This window comes from Vibrio penaeicida, from assembly GCF_030689305.1.
GTDB classification, from domain to species: domain Bacteria; phylum Pseudomonadota; class Gammaproteobacteria; order Enterobacterales; family Vibrionaceae; genus Vibrio; species Vibrio penaeicida_B.
The window spans coordinates 615,155-633,915 of sequence record NZ_JAUYVM010000001.1 but is presented as its reverse complement, the minus strand read 5'-3'; the positions used below and the strand labels follow the sequence as shown (position 1 = coordinate 633,915).

The 18,761-nt window shown below is 43.1% G+C and carries 22 protein-coding genes and 1 tRNA gene; 17 read left to right on the top strand and 6 right to left on the bottom strand.

The genetic code is table 11. The features are described from left to right. The first annotated feature begins 60 nt into the window (after positions 1-60). Entirely contained in the window at positions 61-1,488 is a 1,428-nt protein-coding gene (gltX, locus tag Q8W40_RS02825) for a glutamate--tRNA ligase (protein WP_305395785.1), read from the top strand. A 98-nt stretch (positions 1,489-1,586) separates the two neighbouring features. On the opposite strand, the gene Q8W40_RS02820 is transcribed toward gltX, so the two are convergent. Then, positions 1,587-2,093: a Fe3+-citrate ABC transporter substrate-binding protein gene (locus Q8W40_RS02820; RefSeq protein WP_101113444.1), complete on the bottom strand. Its 507-nt coding sequence runs from the start codon at positions 2,091-2,093 to the stop codon at positions 1,587-1,589. Positions 2,094-2,506: 413 nt separating this feature from the next. On the opposite strand from Q8W40_RS02820, the gene azu reads away from it, so the two are divergent. The 3 genes from azu to Q8W40_RS02805 all read left to right on the top strand — a co-directional run bounded on the left by azu (position 2,507) and on the right by Q8W40_RS02805 (position 4,534). Further along, on the top strand, positions 2,507-2,944 hold the full coding sequence (gene azu, locus Q8W40_RS02815; RefSeq protein ID WP_305395784.1) for an azurin: 438 nt from the start codon (positions 2,507-2,509) through the stop codon (positions 2,942-2,944). Between the two features lie 186 nt (positions 2,945-3,130). Then, positions 3,131-3,835, top strand: a complete 705-nt coding sequence (locus tag Q8W40_RS02810; RefSeq protein WP_305395783.1) for a phospholipase D family protein — start codon at positions 3,131-3,133, stop codon at positions 3,833-3,835. 90 nt (positions 3,836-3,925) lie between these two features. Next, positions 3,926-4,534: an imm11 family protein gene (locus tag Q8W40_RS02805; protein WP_305395782.1), complete on the top strand. Its 609-nt coding sequence runs from the start codon at positions 3,926-3,928 to the stop codon at positions 4,532-4,534. Between the two features lie 128 nt (positions 4,535-4,662). On the opposite strand, the gene Q8W40_RS02800 is transcribed toward Q8W40_RS02805, so the two are convergent. Together Q8W40_RS02800 and Q8W40_RS02795 are read right to left on the bottom strand one after the other, a co-directional pair. Further along, positions 4,663-4,739: transfer RNA gene (locus tag Q8W40_RS02800), tRNA-Arg, on the bottom strand. A 49-nt stretch (positions 4,740-4,788) separates the two neighbouring features. After that, positions 4,789-5,928 carry a flagella assembly protein FlgT gene (locus tag Q8W40_RS02795; protein WP_126607855.1) on the bottom strand — a complete coding sequence of 380 codons (1,140 nt, stop codon included), beginning with the start codon at positions 5,926-5,928 and terminating at the stop codon, positions 4,789-4,791. 158 nt (positions 5,929-6,086) lie between these two features. Here Q8W40_RS02795 and Q8W40_RS02790 point away from each other — a divergent pair, with 158 nt between their 5' ends. Together Q8W40_RS02790 and Q8W40_RS02785 are read left to right on the top strand one after the other, a co-directional pair. Then, on the top strand, positions 6,087-6,722 hold the full coding sequence (locus Q8W40_RS02790; protein WP_104399140.1) for a FlgO family outer membrane protein: 636 nt from the start codon (positions 6,087-6,089) through the stop codon (positions 6,720-6,722). Between the two features lie 31 nt (positions 6,723-6,753). Beyond that, positions 6,754-7,182, top strand: coding sequence for an LPP20 family lipoprotein (locus tag Q8W40_RS02785; RefSeq protein ID WP_101113459.1), 429 nt, complete (start codon positions 6,754-6,756; stop codon positions 7,180-7,182). A gap of 178 nt (positions 7,183-7,360) precedes the next feature. On the opposite strand, the gene Q8W40_RS02780 is transcribed toward Q8W40_RS02785, so the two are convergent. The 3 genes from Q8W40_RS02780 to flgA form a co-directional block, all read right to left on the bottom strand. Further along, positions 7,361-7,786 carry a flagella synthesis protein FlgN gene (locus Q8W40_RS02780; protein ID WP_126607853.1) on the bottom strand — a complete coding sequence of 142 codons (426 nt, stop codon included), beginning with the start codon at positions 7,784-7,786 and terminating at the stop codon, positions 7,361-7,363. A gap of 35 nt (positions 7,787-7,821) precedes the next feature. Continuing rightward, entirely contained in the window at positions 7,822-8,133 is a 312-nt protein-coding gene (gene flgM, locus Q8W40_RS02775; protein ID WP_101113461.1) for a flagellar biosynthesis anti-sigma factor FlgM, read from the bottom strand. Between the two features lie 121 nt (positions 8,134-8,254). Next, on the bottom strand, positions 8,255-8,974 hold the full coding sequence (gene flgA / locus Q8W40_RS02770) for a flagellar basal body P-ring formation chaperone FlgA (RefSeq protein ID WP_101113462.1): 720 nt from the start codon (positions 8,972-8,974) through the stop codon (positions 8,255-8,257). Positions 8,975-9,075: 101 nt separating this feature from the next. On the opposite strand from flgA, the gene Q8W40_RS02765 reads away from it, so the two are divergent. From Q8W40_RS02765 to flgJ, 11 genes are all read left to right on the top strand, one after another. Then, positions 9,076-10,002, top strand: a complete 927-nt coding sequence (locus Q8W40_RS02765) for a chemotaxis protein CheV (RefSeq protein WP_305395781.1) — start codon at positions 9,076-9,078, stop codon at positions 10,000-10,002. Positions 10,003-10,012: 10 nt separating this feature from the next. After that, positions 10,013-10,840, top strand: a complete 828-nt coding sequence (locus Q8W40_RS02760) for a protein-glutamate O-methyltransferase (protein ID WP_305395780.1) — start codon at positions 10,013-10,015, stop codon at positions 10,838-10,840. A 327-nt stretch (positions 10,841-11,167) separates the two neighbouring features. Then, on the top strand, positions 11,168-11,563 hold the full coding sequence (gene flgB, locus Q8W40_RS02755) for a flagellar basal body rod protein FlgB (RefSeq protein ID WP_104399146.1): 396 nt from the start codon (positions 11,168-11,170) through the stop codon (positions 11,561-11,563). Between the two features lie 4 nt (positions 11,564-11,567). Then, on the top strand, positions 11,568-11,984 hold the full coding sequence (gene flgC, locus Q8W40_RS02750; protein ID WP_101113466.1) for a flagellar basal body rod protein FlgC: 417 nt from the start codon (positions 11,568-11,570) through the stop codon (positions 11,982-11,984). A gap of 18 nt (positions 11,985-12,002) precedes the next feature. Then, positions 12,003-12,710 (top strand): flagellar hook assembly protein FlgD, encoded by a 708-nt coding sequence (locus tag Q8W40_RS02745; RefSeq protein ID WP_104399148.1) that lies wholly within the window; start codon positions 12,003-12,005, stop codon positions 12,708-12,710. Between the two features lie 28 nt (positions 12,711-12,738). Further along, positions 12,739-14,043 carry a flagellar hook protein FlgE gene (gene flgE / locus Q8W40_RS02740; protein ID WP_305395779.1) on the top strand — a complete coding sequence of 435 codons (1,305 nt, stop codon included), beginning with the start codon at positions 12,739-12,741 and terminating at the stop codon, positions 14,041-14,043. Positions 14,044-14,223: 180 nt separating this feature from the next. Then, positions 14,224-14,973 carry a flagellar basal body rod protein FlgF gene (locus Q8W40_RS02735; RefSeq protein ID WP_305395777.1) on the top strand — a complete coding sequence of 250 codons (750 nt, stop codon included), beginning with the start codon at positions 14,224-14,226 and terminating at the stop codon, positions 14,971-14,973. 22 nt (positions 14,974-14,995) lie between these two features. Further along, positions 14,996-15,784, top strand: a complete 789-nt coding sequence (gene flgG / locus Q8W40_RS02730) for a flagellar basal-body rod protein FlgG (RefSeq protein WP_305395776.1) — start codon at positions 14,996-14,998, stop codon at positions 15,782-15,784. A 13-nt stretch (positions 15,785-15,797) separates the two neighbouring features. Then, complete coding sequence (gene flgH / locus Q8W40_RS02725; protein WP_305395775.1) at positions 15,798-16,574, top strand: flagellar basal body L-ring protein FlgH; 777 nt, start codon at positions 15,798-15,800, stop codon at positions 16,572-16,574. A 25-nt stretch (positions 16,575-16,599) separates the two neighbouring features. Further along, positions 16,600-17,697 carry a flagellar basal body P-ring protein FlgI gene (locus Q8W40_RS02720; RefSeq protein ID WP_305395774.1) on the top strand — a complete coding sequence of 366 codons (1,098 nt, stop codon included), beginning with the start codon at positions 16,600-16,602 and terminating at the stop codon, positions 17,695-17,697. 9 nt (positions 17,698-17,706) lie between these two features. After that, complete coding sequence (flgJ, locus tag Q8W40_RS02715; RefSeq protein ID WP_305395773.1) at positions 17,707-18,618, top strand: flagellar assembly peptidoglycan hydrolase FlgJ; 912 nt, start codon at positions 17,707-17,709, stop codon at positions 18,616-18,618. Positions 18,619-18,761: the final 143 nt, after the last annotated feature.

The following is an 18,761-nucleotide window of genomic DNA, read 5'->3' as shown; positions in this document are numbered from 1 at the left end:
TTATCCTTATTTACGCGGTACCCTATTGGGTGCCGCTTTTAAACACCCAAAGGAAATCCCATGACGGTTAAAACTCGTTTTGCTCCTAGCCCAACTGGCTATCTGCATGTCGGTGGTGCGCGTACTGCACTTTACTCTTGGTTATTTGCAAAGAATCAGGGCGGCGAATTCGTTCTGCGTATCGAAGATACCGATTTGGAGCGTAACTCTCAGGAAGCCGTTGATGCGATTCTAGAAGGTATGAAATGGCTTGGTTTAGAGTGGAATGAAGGTCCTTACTTCCAGTCTAAGCGTTTTGATCGTTACAACGAACAAGTAGATAAGTTGCTTGCTGAAGATAAAGCTTACAAGTGCTATGCATCGAAAGAGCTTCTTGACGAGATTCGTGAAGAACAAGAAGCAAATAAAGAAATGCCTCGTTACGATGCAAATCACCCAAAAATTAAAGCTGCAAATGAAGCCGCGAAAGACGGTGAACCATGTGTAGTACGCTTCCGCAATCCAAAAGAAGGAAGTGTTGTTTTTGATGACCAAATCCGTGGTCGTATCGAAATCAGTAATGATCAAATGGATGATCTTATCATTCGCCGTACCGATGGTTCGCCAACATATAACTTTGTTGTTGTTGTTGACGATTGGGATATGGGTATTACACATGTTGTTCGTGGTGAAGACCACATCAACAATACCCCTCGTCAAATCAACATTTATGAAGCGTTGGGTGCACCAGTTCCTACGTTTGCTCATTGCGCAATGATTCTGGGTGACGATGGGGCAAAACTGTCAAAACGTCATGGTGCAGTTTCTGTAATGCAATACCGCGACGAAGGTTACCTTCCAAATGCGTTGAACAACTACCTTGTTCGCCTTGGTTGGTCTCATGGCGATCAGGAAATTTTCTCACAAGAAGAAATGATTAAGCTGTTTAGCCTTGACGCGATTTCTAAATCGGCTTCAGCATTTAACACTGAAAAACTGCATTGGTTGAACAACCATTACATTAAAACATCGGATCCAGCATATGTAGCAGAACACCTTCAGTGGCACTTAGAGAATCAAAACCTAAGCACTGAAAATGGTCCGGCCATTACAAGTGTTATCACTTTGGTTGGTGAGCGCTGCAATACGTTGGTAGAACTTGCAGAGCAAATCCGTTACTTCTACGAAGATTTCTCTGAGTTCGAAGCAGGCGCTGCGAAGAAGCATTTACGTGGTGTTGCAAAAGGTCCATTGGAGCTAGCGCTTGCAAAAGTAGAAGCATTGGATCAGTGGACAACAACTAACATCAAAGAAGGTGTTATCTCCGCGGTTTGTGAAGAACTAGAAATTGGTATGGGTAAAATTGGTATGCCACTTCGAGTTGCTGTAACTGGTGGTGGCCAATCACCATCGGTTGATGCCGTTATGGAACTGATCGGTAAAGAGCGTGTTGTTGCGCGTATCAAAATGGCATTAGCATTTATTGCAGAACGTGAAGCAAACGCTTAATTGCAGTACTTCAACGAAAAAGACCGCTACTATGCGGTCTTTTTTATTTCAGGTGTCATTCTCGCTGCACCTAGCATATTGAGGCTGTTTGGATATAACTATTTCAAATCAATACTGTTAAGACGACCCATATAGGTCAGAATCTCGATATTGTTTTTATGTGCTTCAAGTAACGCTTTTTTGGTTTGTGTATAAGCTGCAAGTTTACCGTGTTTGTTAATAGAGCAAACTTTGGTTTTGTATTTGTACTCGCCGCTTTCATTGAATTCTCGCCATTTTGCCAAATAACACGCATCCCGATGTTCAGGATCGGATTTTGTTGGGTTCGGCTTATAAACAATGACAGGCTCCACACTGTGGGGTAAGCGGGTCATTAAGTACGGGTCTTTTAACAAGCGACGCCAAAATTTCCCCCACATTTCCCTGCCAAGTTCATTGCGTAGTTTGATGGCTTTTTTCAAACCTTTCTTTTCACCAATGCGCACAAACCCCACAGAGCGATGCATTACAGTGTCATCTGGGGTGTGGATGTGTATTTTAAATGCAGTTTTGCTTTTAGAAATAAACCTGTGCCCGGTACTCGTTGTTAGGCTACTTTTCTTCATAAAGGACGAAATTGATATGTTTGTTACTTGGCGAAAAGAATAGAAGAATTTGTCACTAGTTTGAAGAGCGTCGCAACTCACACGGCACCCCAGTCACATTTTTACATTAGAAGTGATTCAAGGATCTTATGAACGAAGCAAATCAGAAATTTTTAATCATTTCTGTCAATTTTCTCTGTATATGAATCAAGATCCCATCCATAAAGAGTTTAATAATTGAGCTTTATATGCAGTTGGTTTTTTATTTTATGAGTGTTTTTCAGACCTTTGTACGGAAAATATCAATATATAGTCGTATATTTAATGATCTAAACCTCTATTACCTTATATTTCACTATGCTTAAATGAAGCTTGATAATGCGTGTTGTTATCAATAATTAAAACATAGACTAGAAAAGTTAAGGAGCCCCCAAATGAAGAAGTTTCTCATCGCTTTCCTCGGACTGTTTTCATTCAGTGCGCTGGCAAACCCTTGTCAAGTAACCGTCGAAGCAACTGATGCCATGCAGTTCAATACCAAAGCAATTAGTGTCCCTTCCAGCTGTGAATCCTTTACTGTTGATTTAAAACATGTAGGCAGTTTGGCTTCGGCAGTCATGGGGCATAATTGGGTATTGACCGAAACCGCAAACTTCCAACCCTTAGCGTTGGATTCTGCAAAAGCAGGACTGGACAATAATTACGTTCCTCCTGGTGACAAGCGCGTACTGGCTGCAACAAAAATCATTGGCGGCGGGGAAAGCACGTCCGTTACTTTCTCTACAGCCGAACTAAAAGGCAAAGATCTGACGTTCTTTTGTTCATTCCCAGGACACTGGGCAATTATGAAAGGCTCATTGAAAGTAGAGTAGGTCAGATAAAAGGCGGCAAAATGAATTGGCCGCCTTTCTCACTAAGCCAGTTATAACTGCTGGTCCCATCAAGTAAGCGACTCCATTCTCAAATTTCAAAAATACAATATTCAACATATTGAGCTTGCTGACACCGAGCTGTATTTTTAGCCAACAAATATAAATACGTTACCAAGGAACGTTCTTATGGCTAAATTTTTAAACACCAGCGCAACGAATTATTATCTTGAAGAGTTGATAAAAAATGCGTCTGAGCGGCTTATCCTAATCAGCCCTTTTTTGAAGCTCAATGATCGAATTAAAGAACTGCTTGAAGATAAAGATAGAATGAAAATAGACATCAGAATTGTCTACGGTAAAAGTGAACTGCAACCAGAAGAAATTAACTGGTTAAAGGAGCTTTCTTTTGTTCGCACAAGCTTTTGCAAAAACCTTCACGCTAAGTGTTATATCAACGAAGAGTCTTGTATCATTTCGAGTTTAAACCTGTATGAGTTCAGTCAGGTTAATAATAATGAAATGGGAATATTCCTTGATAGACATGAAGATGCAGACATTTTCCGTGACGCCTATGAAGAAGCACAAAGAATTATACGAATAAGCGATGAAGTACGTATTTCTTTTGAAAAAGTGGAAAGTGTACAAGCGTCAGATCAGGATTCTGAAGTTAAGCAAAACCAAGGTACTAAACTCTCGTCTTCAAAGGTAGCTCAAAGGCTAAAACTAAAGACCAATGAGTTTCTAGATAAATGCTGTTCTGCTGGGTTTCTGACTTACAAAGAGGATAAGCATATTCTTACCGAAAAAGGCATCAACGTTGGTGCAGAACAAAAATACAGCAAGCGGTTCGGGGCATACTTTATTTGGCCAAGTGACTTAACACTTGATTGAGCGAATATTAAAACGAACATATGTTTGAAGGGCTAGCAACGAATTACTAGCCCTTTATTTTGTTGTTCCCAATTATACGAACAAGGGCAAATGAAATTGCAGGCTAAAGAAGACGCTTTCACTAAAGTATTCGGTATCCAAGCGGATGTAGATAAATACCTATATCTAGAACAAACAAGCCTCTCAAATTCAGAAGTTATTCGTGATGGTGAATGGCTTATATTTGATGGTTCTTCAAAGATATCAACTTGGCACCCTATAACACTCGACTGGCTAATACATGATGACTCGGCAGATTTGGAGAAGCCAATGGTTGCCGCTTGGGGGAGCAGTACTTTTGTTATTCGTCATGACATAGCACCTAAATTTCAGGAAAAGATCGGGGCATCTTGCGAGTTTTTACCTGTGAATGTTGATAACTCGGTATGGTATGCATTAAATGTTGTTTCTAAACTGGATGCGCTAGACAGCGAATTGACAGAGGTAAACTACAAACCCAATGGTCGAATACATAAAACCAGACCATACAAACGATTCGTTGTCGATCGCAACAAGGTTTCTACTCCAAAGTTGTTTAAGTTAAGTGACACTCCGATAAGCCTATATACGTCGAATGCTGAAAACAGCTTTTTAAACCTAGTGACAAAAAATGAGTTCACTGGGCTTAGCTTTTATGAAATCGAGAGTTCCGGCTCGTAATTTATCTACAATATCAGGCTGTGTAGCACCAATTACAGAAAAATAGAAAGTTGCTACATGGGTGCTATATAGAATGGTGGAAAACAAAAAAGCCTTAGCTTAAAAATAAGCTAAGGCTTTGTTTTATATGGCGCTCCCGACAGGATTTGAACCTGTGACCTGCCCCTTAGGAGGGGGCCGCGCTATCCAGCTGTGCCACGGGAGCAGAGTATTTTTATCATACCTATTTTTCTCCCGATGTTAAGCGTTTGGTTTTAGTCGAAAATTTGTTTGTGCATCACATCGCCAATTTGAACGCTTCGAGCGAGATTAGGTTGATTGATTGAAAGCTCTGCACCTTTATCATAGACGCGCGTTACGGTAAGCGTTATATCACTCTTAGACACGCGATTACGGGCAATTCCGTGCTGATCAACAAAGGCTCCTGTATGCCAAAGCTGCAATACATCGCCTTTTTTCACGCCATGACGGCGACCTAGGTCGATGGTTACGGTGTTATCTTTTATCGACACAATTTCTGGCAAGGTGATCTTGCAAGACAGCTCAGATTCCAGATCCAGCATCACGTTACGGCTAACACGCATCATCATTTCGCCGTAGGTAGAAGACCAGAAACGCGCACCCTTGGTGTCTACTTTACTGGTTTTCGGGAAAGGCCAGAGTGCCACTTCACGATAGTTCTTTGTGTACATTTCATTGCCCGTTTTTCCATCGAACACACTTACCTCCATAGCGAACTGGCGGTTAATGGTTTCTCCCCCAAGCAATGAAGATTCGACTGTGGCAGTGAGATCGGTAATGGCTGCTGTCATAAGGTATTGTGCACCCGTGTCTTGTGCCAGCATTTTGACGACTTCTGGTTGATCTTTTCTGATCTCATATTCTGTTGTCCCTACAGAATAAAAGCTCAGTGATTCTTCATTTAATTGGCGGCTGATGATTGTGCCGTAATCTTTACCGAGATAATACATGCTGCCCATAACGGCTTGAGTGGGCTCGAGTATATCGATAAGCCCCACAGCAAATGTCTTTTTATACTGGTCTACATGGCAACCCTTTGCCGAAGGGTAAATATCCACTCTAACTTTTAACCTGACTTTGCCGCCTGAAGTGTCTTCGTTAACGATGCGGACATAACGAACTTCGTGATTGGTAAACTGATATTCCTGTCTTGGATCTTCCAGAAAAGGCTGAATGAAGCTGAGCGTGCCGATGTCGGCACCAGAAAAACTCATTGCTTTATATAGCGCATCCTCTATGGCGTGAATTCTTGCTGCCTCTTTTGTTGACACTATGGTGGCATCGCCATTGACTTCATACCATGCAGCGTGAAGTCCAGTTGAAAAGATCAAACTGAATATCAACAAGATGGTTCGCAAATCGTATTTTTTCATCAGTGTTTTACCATTTGGGTATGTTTTTTGCTAAATACTTGGTTAGCAGGTTTCGGTGAGTTTTTTCTTAGCGAGCAACTAAGGAAAAGCAAATATTGTTCCAACAACTGGTAAACACGTTGGAGTAATAACACCAAGTATATCCGGAGATGAAGAGAATGAAGAAATGGTTTGTAGTCGCAATGACAATGCTTTTAGCATCTTGCGCATTTTCACCAATATACGATGGTAAAGACACGTATCCAGGCAGCCGATTTATGCTGATGGATACGCCTCGTCATACCATGGATTTTTTTGTAGAAAGTTTAACTGAAGAGTTGATTCTTTCTAATACCAGTGTGTCGGCGCGTTCACCTATTGCCATTACATCTTTTGTTGATTTACAAAATATGGACACCACGAATTGGTTAGGGAACTCAGTTTCTGAGGGTTTTATTCACCAATTTCAACGTCGTGGATTTAAAGTGGTGGACTTTAAAGCAACAGGCTCTATTCGAGTGACGCAAGAGGGCGATTTTGCCTTTAGCCGCGACTGGAAAGAGTTGGCAAGAGAGCAAGACGTTAAATACGTTCTGACGGGAACGATGTTGCGTCAAGAAGGTGGTGTGTTAGTAAACGCACGTGTGGTTGGTATGCAAACCCGTATTGTTGTCGCAACAGCACAAGGTTTCTTGCCGGCAGATCGTATTGGGCGTGACCTAGAAACTTTGAGAAGCATTCGAACTCAGGATGGTGTGATCATTCGCTCCGATCCAGAGATGAAAACGCAGAACACAATTATTCTACGTCCATAGAATTGCCGAAGCAGAGATTAAGGTGAGAGAGATGAAAAAGTTACTTTTATTGATTACCGTGCTGGTGGCAGTAGGTTGCCAGCCTATTAACAACCGCGGCGAGAATGTTTTAGTTGCCGTAGGGTATGCGAGTATTAGTGAGCAAAGAGGGCGCACAGCAGAAGAAAAGCAGGTGCGTGCGTTAAGAGCTTCGAAAGTTGATGCCTATCGTGAACTGGCAGAGCAAGTGTATGGTTTACGTGTTAGTGCGCGATCGGATCTTGAAGATCAACGTCTAGGCACCGAGTATGCGTCTGGAGCTGTAGACGGTGTGATCCGTGGTGCTGAGGTCGTTAGAACCTATGCAGTGGGTGATAATTATGTAACTGAGCTGAAACTGGATATAGAAAAGATGGATAAGTTACGTGAATACGGTGACGTCCAGCAAGTGCCAATTAAAAAGAAATCGACTCTATTTTGATTGAACACAACCGCTATTCTCTTCTGGGAAATATACTATTGCTCCAACTAAACGATCACATCAACTAAAGTGATCACTTCAAACAAAAGCGGCAACCCTATTAGGTTGCCGCTTCTTTTTAAATTCAGTAATTTTGCTTATACCCAAGAAGCTAGAAAGAAGTCACTTGGGTATGGGGTTACGCTTTGATATTCGTACCAAGTGTTGAAACCGTGTGAGTTTGACCACCGGCATTGTAGGTCATACCAATCTTGCCGCGGCTTTGTTGCATTAGGTTATGCAGTTTATTGAAGCTTAGCTGAGCGCGCTGTAAAGCGTCACCATTGATCTCATTCATCTGTTGGCATTCTGCTACGAGAGATTGCACTTGCTTTACTTTATCTGCAAATGCGGTGTTTGATTGAAGCTGCTCAACGTCAGTATGTTCGGCAATTCGTTGGTCGGTTTGTTGGAGTTGTGATATTAAGGCGAGTTTTTGCTTCGCTAAGGATTCGATGTCTTTAGAAACACGGTTAGCGATCGCGACTTTTTCCTGCTCTAACAGACCCGAAAGGGATTGAGCATTCTGGATTTGATATTCGAGTAGACTATTTAATGTTGCCATAAATTAAGAAATGAAAAAAAGCTGGACTGCAGCTATTACAGTCCAGCTAGTTCATCTTCAAACTTCACCATATTTTCTGCCAGCTTCTCCGGATCTACAGTGTAGGATCCGTTTGCAATTGCCTCTTTAATAGCGGCGACTTTCGCGCTATCAAAGCTGGGCTCGGCAGCCATGGATTGGTGAAGTTGACCGATCGCTTTGCTTTCTTGGCTAAGCGAGACAGCGTCTTTGCCGCCTTTAGGTTCGGCGACAGAATCAGAACGCGACGTAGCGTTTGAATCTGTGCGGGTTTGAGTGCGGCTGGTTGCCACATTCTGCCCGGACCTTAATTGATCAATGCTTGCCATAGTTTGAGCCTTATTCGCAAATTATAAAGAACCTGTACAAATTATATCGACAAGGATTTGGAATACTTTAACTAAAATTTACTCAAAAGATCGAGTTTTTTCATTTTCCAATTTATACAGATCAAAACGTAACAGTTACTTCTGCAATTCCAGTAACTATAGCATTAATTATACGATTTGATTTGGTATTTTTCACTCTTACTTGTTCGCCTTGAGCGCCATCTGAGAGAGCGGTTCCTTTCGTGGTTATGGTTAACTCCCCTTTAACCGCTTTAATTACAACGCTTTCATTACGGCAAACTACACAAATATCTCGACGTTCGATAACTTCACCTTGTCGGATGTTTTTCTTAAGTTTTGCGCCTGCAACTTGATCGATCTGATTAAAACCATACCGACGATAAGCACGTTGTTCGACAAAAGTTATGCTAATATCTGATTTGTTAACTAGTTCACCTCTGGCTAGAGGACGAAGAGCAGTGACTAACGGGCGCATTAGGGTTATTCGCACCGGAACGTACACGCGCCAATTGTCTTCTACGCACTCAACAAGTACGGTTACATTGGTATTTGAACGAGAATTGGAGGGGGAAGAGGTCACTAAAGGTGATGGACAGCTTGTTGCTTTTATGCGCGAATCCAAGTTAGCTGCATTAAGATCTAACTTGTCCGATGAGGCTGTCTTAAAGGTTGCTTTTACGTGTGCTTCGGCGGCGTTTTGGATATCCTTGATCTGTTGCTCAGTAGCAGCGGAACAATATAGGCTAAAGAAAGTTAAACAAAAGCCGATACTTTTCCCAAACTTTTTGCAGAAAGCTCTACACTTAGATATGGATTGCATACTGAGAATTACCTTATAATACGCTATTTTGTATGTAATGATCTTGGTTGTTAGATTTTCATTATACTTTACTAGAAAACGCTTGAGATGGAGATGCGCTTATGACGGGTATTCTTGATTCAGTGAATCAACGCACACAACTCGTCGGTCAAAACCGATTAGAGCTTTTAACGTTTCGTCTAATGGGACGTCAACGTTATGGCATCAATGTATTCAAAGTTAAAGAAGTACTCCAGTGTCCCAAGCTGACGTCGATGCCTAACTTACACCCTTTGGTGAAAGGTGTCGCGCACATTCGTGGACAAACCGTTTCTGTTATCGATTTGAGTTTGGCTACTGGTGGTCGCCCAACAACCGATCTGGATAAGTGCTTTGTTGTGATTTCAGAATTCAACCGAACCATCCAAGCATTCTTGGTGAGTTCTGTTGAAAGGATCATTAACATGCACTGGGAGTCGATCCTTCCTCCACCTGATGGCGCAGGTAAAGCTAACTATCTAACAGCCGTTACGAATATAGACAACGAATTAGTCGAAATTCTCGATGTAGAAAAAATTCTTGCGGAAATTTCTCCTATTGATGAAACCATGAGTGAAGACATCAAAGAAGAGATTGCCAACATTCAAGAAGAGAAAGATATTGTTCGTCGAATTCTAATTGCAGATGACTCTACCGTTGCACGTAAACAGGTTCAACGTGCTATCGAAGGCTTGGGATTTGAAGCGATTGCTGTGAAAGACGGCAAAGAGGCTTACGATAAACTTGCTGAAATGGCGGAAGAAGGTAGCATCTACGAGCAAATTTCATTGGTGATTTCCGATATTGAAATGCCAGAAATGGATGGCTACACATTGACAGCAGAAATTCGCCGTCATAGTGGTCTCAAAGATCTCCATGTCATTCTTCATACCTCATTGAGTGGTGTATTTAACCAAGCGATGGTTGAGCGTGTTGGTGCGAATGAGTTCATTGCGAAATTTAATCCTGATGAGCTTGGCTCAGCAGTTAAAGCAGCGGTATCCGGTTAAAGAGAACTGAATGACAGCGATAACTATAAGCGATCAAGAGTATCGCGATTTCAGCCGTTTCCTAGAGTCCCAATGTGGGATTGTACTAGGTGATAGCAAGCAGTATTTGGTCAGAAGTCGATTGAGTCCTCTGGTAAGCAAATTTAAAGTTGCGTCACTTTCTGATTTATTAAGAGATGTGATCACAGGCAGAAACCGCGAACTTAGAGTTGCCGCGGTCGATGCTATGACGACAAACGAAACACTTTGGTTTCGTGATAGTTACCCTTTTTCGGTGTTGTCAGACAAATTATTGCCGGAAGTAGCGGCAAACAAGCGCCCAATTAAGATTTGGTCGGCAGCGAGTTCTTCTGGTCAAGAGCCGTATTCGATCGCTATGACTATTTTAGAAACACAGTCAAAGAAACCGGGTATGTTATCTAATGTATCTATTACGGCGACGGATATTTCTTCCAGCATGCTGGATGCATGTCGCGCAGGTATATACGACAACTTGGCACTTGGTCGCGGCCTTTCTCCTGAGCGCAGGAAAATTTTCTTCGAAGATGCTGGCGACAGTAAAATGAAGGTGAAAGATAACGTTAAGCGCATGGTTAACTTTCGCCCTCAAAACTTAATGGATAGCTACGCACTTTTAGGTAAGTTCGACATCATTTTTTGTCGTAACGTTTTGATTTATTTCTCTCCAGATATGAAATCAAAAGTGCTTAACCAAATGGCTGGATGTTTGAATCCAGGAGGCTACCTGCTTCTCGGTGCTTCGGAGTCGTTGACTGGATTGACGGATAAATTCGATATGGTTCGTTGCAATCCTGGTATCATATATAAGCTTAAGTAATCACATTAACAACGTTTATAAGCCCAGCAATCATTGCTGGGCTTTTTTATACCCTAGTACTCCACAAACATGCAATTGCTGACGAAAGACCACGTTGGGTATACACTCAGTAATGACATTCCAAATATTATTGGTCCTAAAGATCGTATGATCTATGAGGATCGTTTCAAAGACACGCACAAAATCCTACTGTTGCATAGCCTTTGGCTCAATATTTGCTTGTATTGAAAGTGTGAATTTATTTTCTTTTGTCTACCTACTAAAACTTGGCACGCAGATTGCAAAATAATTCACAGGTAAGTCAGTTCTTTTTGGTTGAGGCAAGATATGACTATTTCGTTTGATAAAGCTTTAGGGATACACCAGCACACTGTTGGCTTACGTGAGCGCAATGCTGAGGTGATTTCCACCAACATCGCACAGGCGAACACTCCTGGCTTTAAAGCGAAGGGCATGGATTTCGATAAGGCGCTTACAGCGGCAAAGTCGGGGGCAAGCTTTGGTCTTTCTCGTACAGATGGTCGGCATATTCATGCCTCTACTGATATTGCAGGGGATACTCTGTATCGATTACCAACACAACCGGACACGGGTGACGGCAATACCGTTGATGTGGATTTGGAACGTAACTTGTTTATGCAAAACCAAATTCGTCATCAAGCTTCACTGGATTTCTTAGGCAGTAAGTTTAAGAACCTAACTAAAGCCTTAAAAGGGGAGTAAGTAGATGAGCTTATTTAATGTATTCAATGTGACTGGATCTGCCATGAGCGCTGAGTCAGTTCGTCTAAATACCACCTCTAGTAACCTAGCAAACGCAAACAGTGTAAGCAGTTCTGCAGAAGAAACTTACAAAGCACGCCATGCTGTGTTTGGGGCTGAGTTAAACAAAGCGAAGTATAACCGCGACCACAATGTTCCTGTGAAGGTAATGGGCATCATTGAAAGTGATAAACCACTTGATGCTGAGTACAACCCTGAGCATCCAATGGCAAACGACGAAGGCTACATCTTTAAGTCGAATGTTAATGTGATGGAAGAAATGGCTAATATGATTTCTGCTTCTCGTGCGTATCAAACAAACGTGCAAGTTGCAGATGCAAGCAAACAAATGCTGCTGCGTACGCTGCAGATGGGTCAATAGGGATAAGGAGGTAACGTAATGGCCGGAATCAACAATGTTGGTCAGAGCGGCTTGTCCTATGTTGATCAGCTTAAGAGCCTGCAAGAGCAGAATAAGCCTGAAAAAGTAACGGGACAAAACGATCTTAACCAAGAAGATTTTCTTTCGTTGCTCACCAAGCAACTTGCTCAACAGGATCCTTTTAAGCCGGTCAGCAATGACCAGATGATTGCGCAAATGGCTTCATTTGCGACCGTCGATGGTATCGGGAAGATGAATAATCAGTTCGAAAGTTTGAATTCATCCATGACTTCTAACCAAGCGTTGCAAGCATCGTCATTGGTTGGTCGTGATGTATTAGTCCCCGGTGCCGCAGGCATTAAACCTGATAACGCTGGTATGTCTGCCATGGTTAAGGTACCTCAAGCGCTGGACAACATGTTTGTTCGCATTGAGAACGCACAAGGGCAGCTTGTCCGTACCCTTGACGTAGGCGCAAAACCTGCCGGTGATAGTAAGGTTGAATGGGACGGATTAGATGAAAACGGTAATCCATTGCCGGGTGGCAAATACAGCGTGAAAGCGGGTGGTTTGCTAGACGGGGAGTCGCGTGAATTTGAAGTATCAACTTACGCAAACGTGAACAGCGTACTCCTTGGTAAAGGTGATGGGAATGTACTACTCAATCTGGCTGGCTTTGAATCGCCAGTTCGACTAGCTGAAGTACTAGAAGTTGGAAAAGCGTAAAGCGCTAGCTAGATAGGAGAATTTTGGAATGTCTTATATTGCTTTAAGCGGGTTATCCGCAGCTCAACTGGACTTGAACACAACCAGTAACAACATTGCGAACGCCAACTCATACGGATTTAAAGAGTCTCGTGCTGAATTTGGCGATGTTTACTCAAACTCAATTTTCACCAATGCTAAAACAGCAACAGGTGGTGGTGCTCAGGCGCAAAAAGTAGCACAGCAGTTCCATGAAGGTTCCAGTATTTATACAAACAACCCAATGGATCTACGAATTTCTGGTACAGGCTTCTTTGCGGTATCGAAAGATCGTTTAGAGCCACAATTGAACGAGTTAACTCGTAATGGTGCTTTTCACCTAAACAAAGATAACTACATGGTGACTTCTAACGAAGAATATCTATTAGGCTATCAGGTGAACCCTGATACTGGTGAGGTTGCGTCTTACGAGCCACAGCCATTAAACATTCCAGCAGAATTCGGTCGTCCTAAACCGACAGAAAATATCGAACTAGGCGTTAACGTGCCTGCAAATGGTGAATTGAAAGATCCAGCATTGTTCGATATTACGGATCCGACGACTTATAACCGTTCCACATCTTCGACTATTTATGACTCTATGGGTCAGTCATATAAGATGACGACTTACTACTTGAAAGATGTTAATCAACCAAACACTTGGCATTCGTACTATACGATGACCGATGGAGATGGTGAAAAACCTCTTAACATTCAAGGTGGTGATGCGACTTCCCCGACTGGTCACGTGGGTCACACCATTAGGTTCAACAATGATGGTACGTTAGCAAGTATTAATAACGGGACAAAAGTTGTTTCTGAACCGTTAGGAACTGGCGCAGTACCCATTAACCTAAATGGTGCGGATGTAAACCAACAAATCGAGTTTAACCAGCTTGGGGCAACCCAATATGCAGCGCCATTTGAATTGAATAAATTCAATGAAGACGGTGCTACAACGGGCTTCTTGTCTAAGATTGATTTTGATGAATACGGTAGCGTCATGGGCACTTATTCAAACGGTGAAGCGGTAACGTTAGGGCGTGTTGCGCTAGTACGTGTACCGAATGAACAAGGCTTGGATAAGAAAGGCGGTACTCAGTGGAATTCTACTCAATTATCTGGTGATAAGATTTGGGGTGAATCGAACAAAGGTTCATTCGGTTCGGTAACCAGCGGTACTCTAGAGCAATCGAACATCGATATGACTCAGGAGCTGGTGGATCTGATTTCAGCTCAACGTAACTTCCAAGCGAACTCGCGTTCACTAGAGGTACACAACGGTCTGCAACAGAACATCCTTCAAATTCGATAACATCTTCAATCATCTGTCATTGCCGCTTCATGCGGCAATGCTTGTTTGCTCTGCCGGATCTTTTCCGCTTCTGCCTTTCTCCCCTATTCGCTTCTCTATATAAATCCTTAAATATCAGCCATATAAAAACTGGCACGATGTTTGCTTTTTAGCTTTCATAGACTTTTATGGGAGCACACCATGGATCGTTCACTGTTTCTCGCGATGAGCGGGGCAAAACAAAACATGCAGGCAATGCAGCTAAAAGCCAATAACTTGGCTAACGTCAGCACGACAGGCTTTCGCGCCGATTTGGCACAAGCTCGCTCTATGCAAGCGTACGGCGATGGCTTACCTACCCGAGTGTTCAGTATGACGGAACGCCCAGGGCAAAGCTTTGCTCAAGGTAGTGTGATAACCACAGGACGAGATCTGGATGTGACCATAGAAGGCAATGGCTGGATTGCCGTGATGGATAAAACGGGTAAAGAAGGGTTAACCCGTAACGGTAATCTACATATCGACCAAACCGGGTTACTGACCAACAGTTCTGGTCATCTTGTTTTGGGTGAGACGGGTGCACCGATAACTTTGCCAATTCCATTGAGTAAAGTGGAAATCGGTCGAGATGGTACGATTTCTGTGATTCCCCAAGGTGCTCCAGCAGATGCGATTGAAGCCGTCGATAGAATCAAATTAACCAACACGGATAACCGTTCTTTATACAAAGACACAAACGGACTTTTTCGTGGCAAAAATGACAACAATGAATACGAAGCTGATGCAAACATCAAAATTATGACTGGAGCCGTTGAAGGCAGTAACGTGAGTGCTGTAGGCGAGATGACCAGTTTGATTGACTTACAGCGCCAGTTTGAAATGCAAGTCAAATTGATGAGTACGGCAGAAGACATGGACAAAGCGTCTGATTCTCTGTTGCGTTCCAGCTAACCGTTAGAGTGAGGATTTAGTTATGCATCCAGCATTATGGGTAAGTAAAACAGGTTTAGATGCTCAACAAACGAATATCTCAACCATTTCAAATAACTTGGCAAACGCCTCAACGGTTGGTTACAAGAAGAGCCGCGCGGTTTTTGAAGATCTTTTCTACCAAAATATCAACCAGCCTGGTGGTCAGTCATCTCAGAATACGGAACTCCCGTCTGGTTTGATGCTTGGCGCTGGCTCAAAAGTTGTCGCTACGCAAAAAGTACACACCAATGGTAATGCTCAAACCACGAGTAACGCGTTGGATCTCATGGTTGAAGGCGATGGATTTTTCCAAATCTTATTACCTGATGGCAACATCGGCTACAGCCGAAATGGGCAGTTTACGCTTGATGGCGAAGGCGCTGTGGTCACGTCCGGATCAGGGTATCGATTAGAGCCTGAAATTGTGATTCCAGATAACGCGATCTCCATTACCGTCGGTAACGATGGTGAAGTATCCGTTCGAGTACGTGGTCAGCAAAACAACCAAGTGGTCGGTCAGATTACAACGGTTGATTTCATCAACCCTGGCGGATTAGAGCCTATTGGTCAAAACCTTTATCTACCGACAGGTGCTAGTGGAGACCCTCAAGAAGGTGTTCCGGGGTTGGAGGGACTAGGATCGGTTCGTCAATCCATGTTGGAAACATCTAACGTGAATGTAACCGAAGAGCTCGTGAATATGATTGAAGCTCAGCGTGTGTATGAAATGAATTCCAAGGTAATTTCATCTGTCGATAAGATGATGAGCTTTGTGAACCAACAACTGTAATAAGGTGACTGTCATGATGCGTTTACTATTGGTTTTTCTAACATTGGTGATGGCAGGTTGTACGTCTATGCAAAAGCCGGATGGTACAGACCCAAATGCAGGTACAACCGTTGTCGATGCGATTGAAGGCGATAAGTCTAAAGACAGTGGTGGTGGTATTGTTGACACATTACGTGGAAGAACCGACCCAGTTGCTGGCGATCCGGCTTGGGCTCCCATTCACCCTAAGCAAAAACCAGCGCATTACGCGACAGCAACGGGATCGTTGTTTAACACTCAGCACACTCAGAACTTATATGATGACAGCAAACCTCACGGGGTTGGCGATATCGTCACTGTGAATTTGGCGGAGAATACTAAAGCCGCGAAAAGTGCAGATGCCGATCTGAGTAAGTCAAACGATGCGTCTATGGATCCTTTAAACGTCGGCGGACAAGAGCTAAAGATTCAAGATTATAACTTTTCATACGAATTGAGTAATGAGAACAAATTTAAAGGCAATGCGTCTGCAAACCAATCTAATAGCATTAGTGGTTCCATTACCGTAGAAGTAATCGAAGTTTTGGCGAATGGTAACCTGATTATTCGCGGTGAGAAATGGCTTACTCTAAATACAGGGGATGAATACATCCGCTTGAGCGGCACAATTCGACCGGATGACATAGATTTTGACAATACGATTGCTTCAACTCGTATTTCAAATGCACGAATTCAGTATTCAGGCACGGGAAATCAACAAGATATGCAAGAGCCTGGATTCTTGGCACGATTCTTTAATGTATCTCTATAAGTGAGAGAATTGTCGGAGTTTTGACATGTTAAAGAAATGGACAGTAGTAGTAGCGGGTTTGATGATGCTGGCAGTCAGTTCAGCTCAAGCAGCGCGAATTAAGGATGTGGCTATAGTTGCTGGGGTTCGTAGCAACCAATTGGTTGGATACGGTTTGGTAACAGGTTTACCAGGCACGGGGGAGTCCACACCTTTTACTGATCAAAGCTTTAATGCGATGCTTCAAAACTTCGGCATCCAATTACCACCGGGTACTAAGCCTAAAACCAAGAACGTTGCAGCGGTTATCGTGACTGCGGAGCTTCCAGCGTTCTCAAAGCAAGGTCAGCAAGTCGATGTGACTGTATCATCGATTGGGGCAGCCAAAAGCCTTCGAGGCGGAACACTTTTGCAAACCTTCTTAAAAGGTCTGGATGGTGAAGTTTACGCTGTAGCACAAGGTAACTTAGTGGTTAGTGGATTTAGTGCGACAGGGGCTGATGGGTCAAAAATCGTTGGTAATAACCCAACCGTAGGTATCATTTCTAGCGGAGCAACGGTTGAACGTGAAGTCCCGAACCCATTTAGCCGCGGTGATTACATTACCTTTAACCTTCTGGAATCTGACTTCACGACGGCTCAACGTATGGCGGATGCGGTCAATAATTTCCTTGGCCCACAAATGGCACAAGCGATAGACGCCACGTCTGTAAAAGTACGGGCTCCTCGTGAAGTAAGTCAACGAGTGGCCTTCTTATCCGCCGTTGAAAATGTTGAATTCAACCCTGCAGATGGTTCCGCAAAGATCATTGTTAATTCTCGAACGGGTACCATCGTTGTCGGCAAACACGTCCGGTTAAAGCCTGCCGCAGTGACTCATGGTGGTATGACCGTAGCGATTAAAGAAAACCTCAATGTAAGCCAACCTAATGCATTGGGTGGTGGGAATACCGTTGTCGTGCCAGATACTGATATTGAAGTGTCAGAGCAGTCTGGCAAGATGTTTAAGTTTGAGCCGGGTTTGACGCTAGATGATCTTGTGAGAGCGGTGAACGAAGTTGGCGCTGCGCCTTCTGATCTGATGGCTATCTTGCAAGCGTTAAAGCAAGCCGGTGCCATTGAAGGTCAGCTGATTATCATCTAGGAGAGAACGATGGTTAAGAATCCTAACGATATAGGCTTTATTCACGATATTGCATCCCTAAATAAACTTCGTCAGGGAGCGGTGGGTGCAGGAACGGATGAGGAAAAGCAGGCAGCACTGAAAACGGCGGCAAAGCAGTTTGAATCCATCTTCACATCCATGCTTTTTAAATCAATGCGTGATGCGAATACGACATTTGAATCTGATTTGATGAAAAGCCAAAATCAAGATTTTTATCGTCAGATGCTTGATGAACAAATGGCAAGTGAAATGAGCGACTCAGGTTCGCTTGGCCTTGCCGATATGATTGTGGCTCAACTGAGTGCTGGGGCTGGTGATAGCCATTCTGAAATTGCTATGAGAAATGCAGCAATGGATACATCACTTCGCCTACCCGTGGATTCGGATAAAGCGCGTGAAGTAATGGCAACACGAGCTGTGAGTGAGTCGGCATTTGATAGCCCGCAGCAGTTTGTTGATAAATTGAAACCTTATGCCGATAGAGCGGCACGAGCTCTAGGCGTTGATGCTTCAGTCATTATTGCGCAAGCTGCGCTAGAAACGGGCTGGGGACAAAAAGTTGTGAAGAACTCTCTAGGGTCCAGTAACAACTTATTCAATATCAAAGCAGATAAGCGTTGGGATGGTGGCAAAGTCGCGACTCAAACTCTAGAAGTTTATGATGGTGTCCCCGTGAAAGAGAAAGCGGACTTCCGTTCTTACTCTTCTTATCAAGACAGCTTTAATGATTACGTACGTTTCTTGAATGATAACCCCCGCTACCAAACAGCACTTCAACATGAAGGGGATAACAAAGCGTTCATTCATGGTATTCACAAAGCGGGTTACGCTACCGACCCGAACTACGCTGATAAAGTTCTAAGAGTGAAAGCTCAAGTCGATGATATTCTGAGCAATTGATCCATTTTATGCTGCACTATTTGTGCAGCTTTTTACTTTAACCCCGCGATAAATTCCTTTTGAACAGCTTCTCAGACACACCCAGTGCCCCTACGAATGTATATGTGGCATACATATTGCTTTTACATAATCACATGGTTATG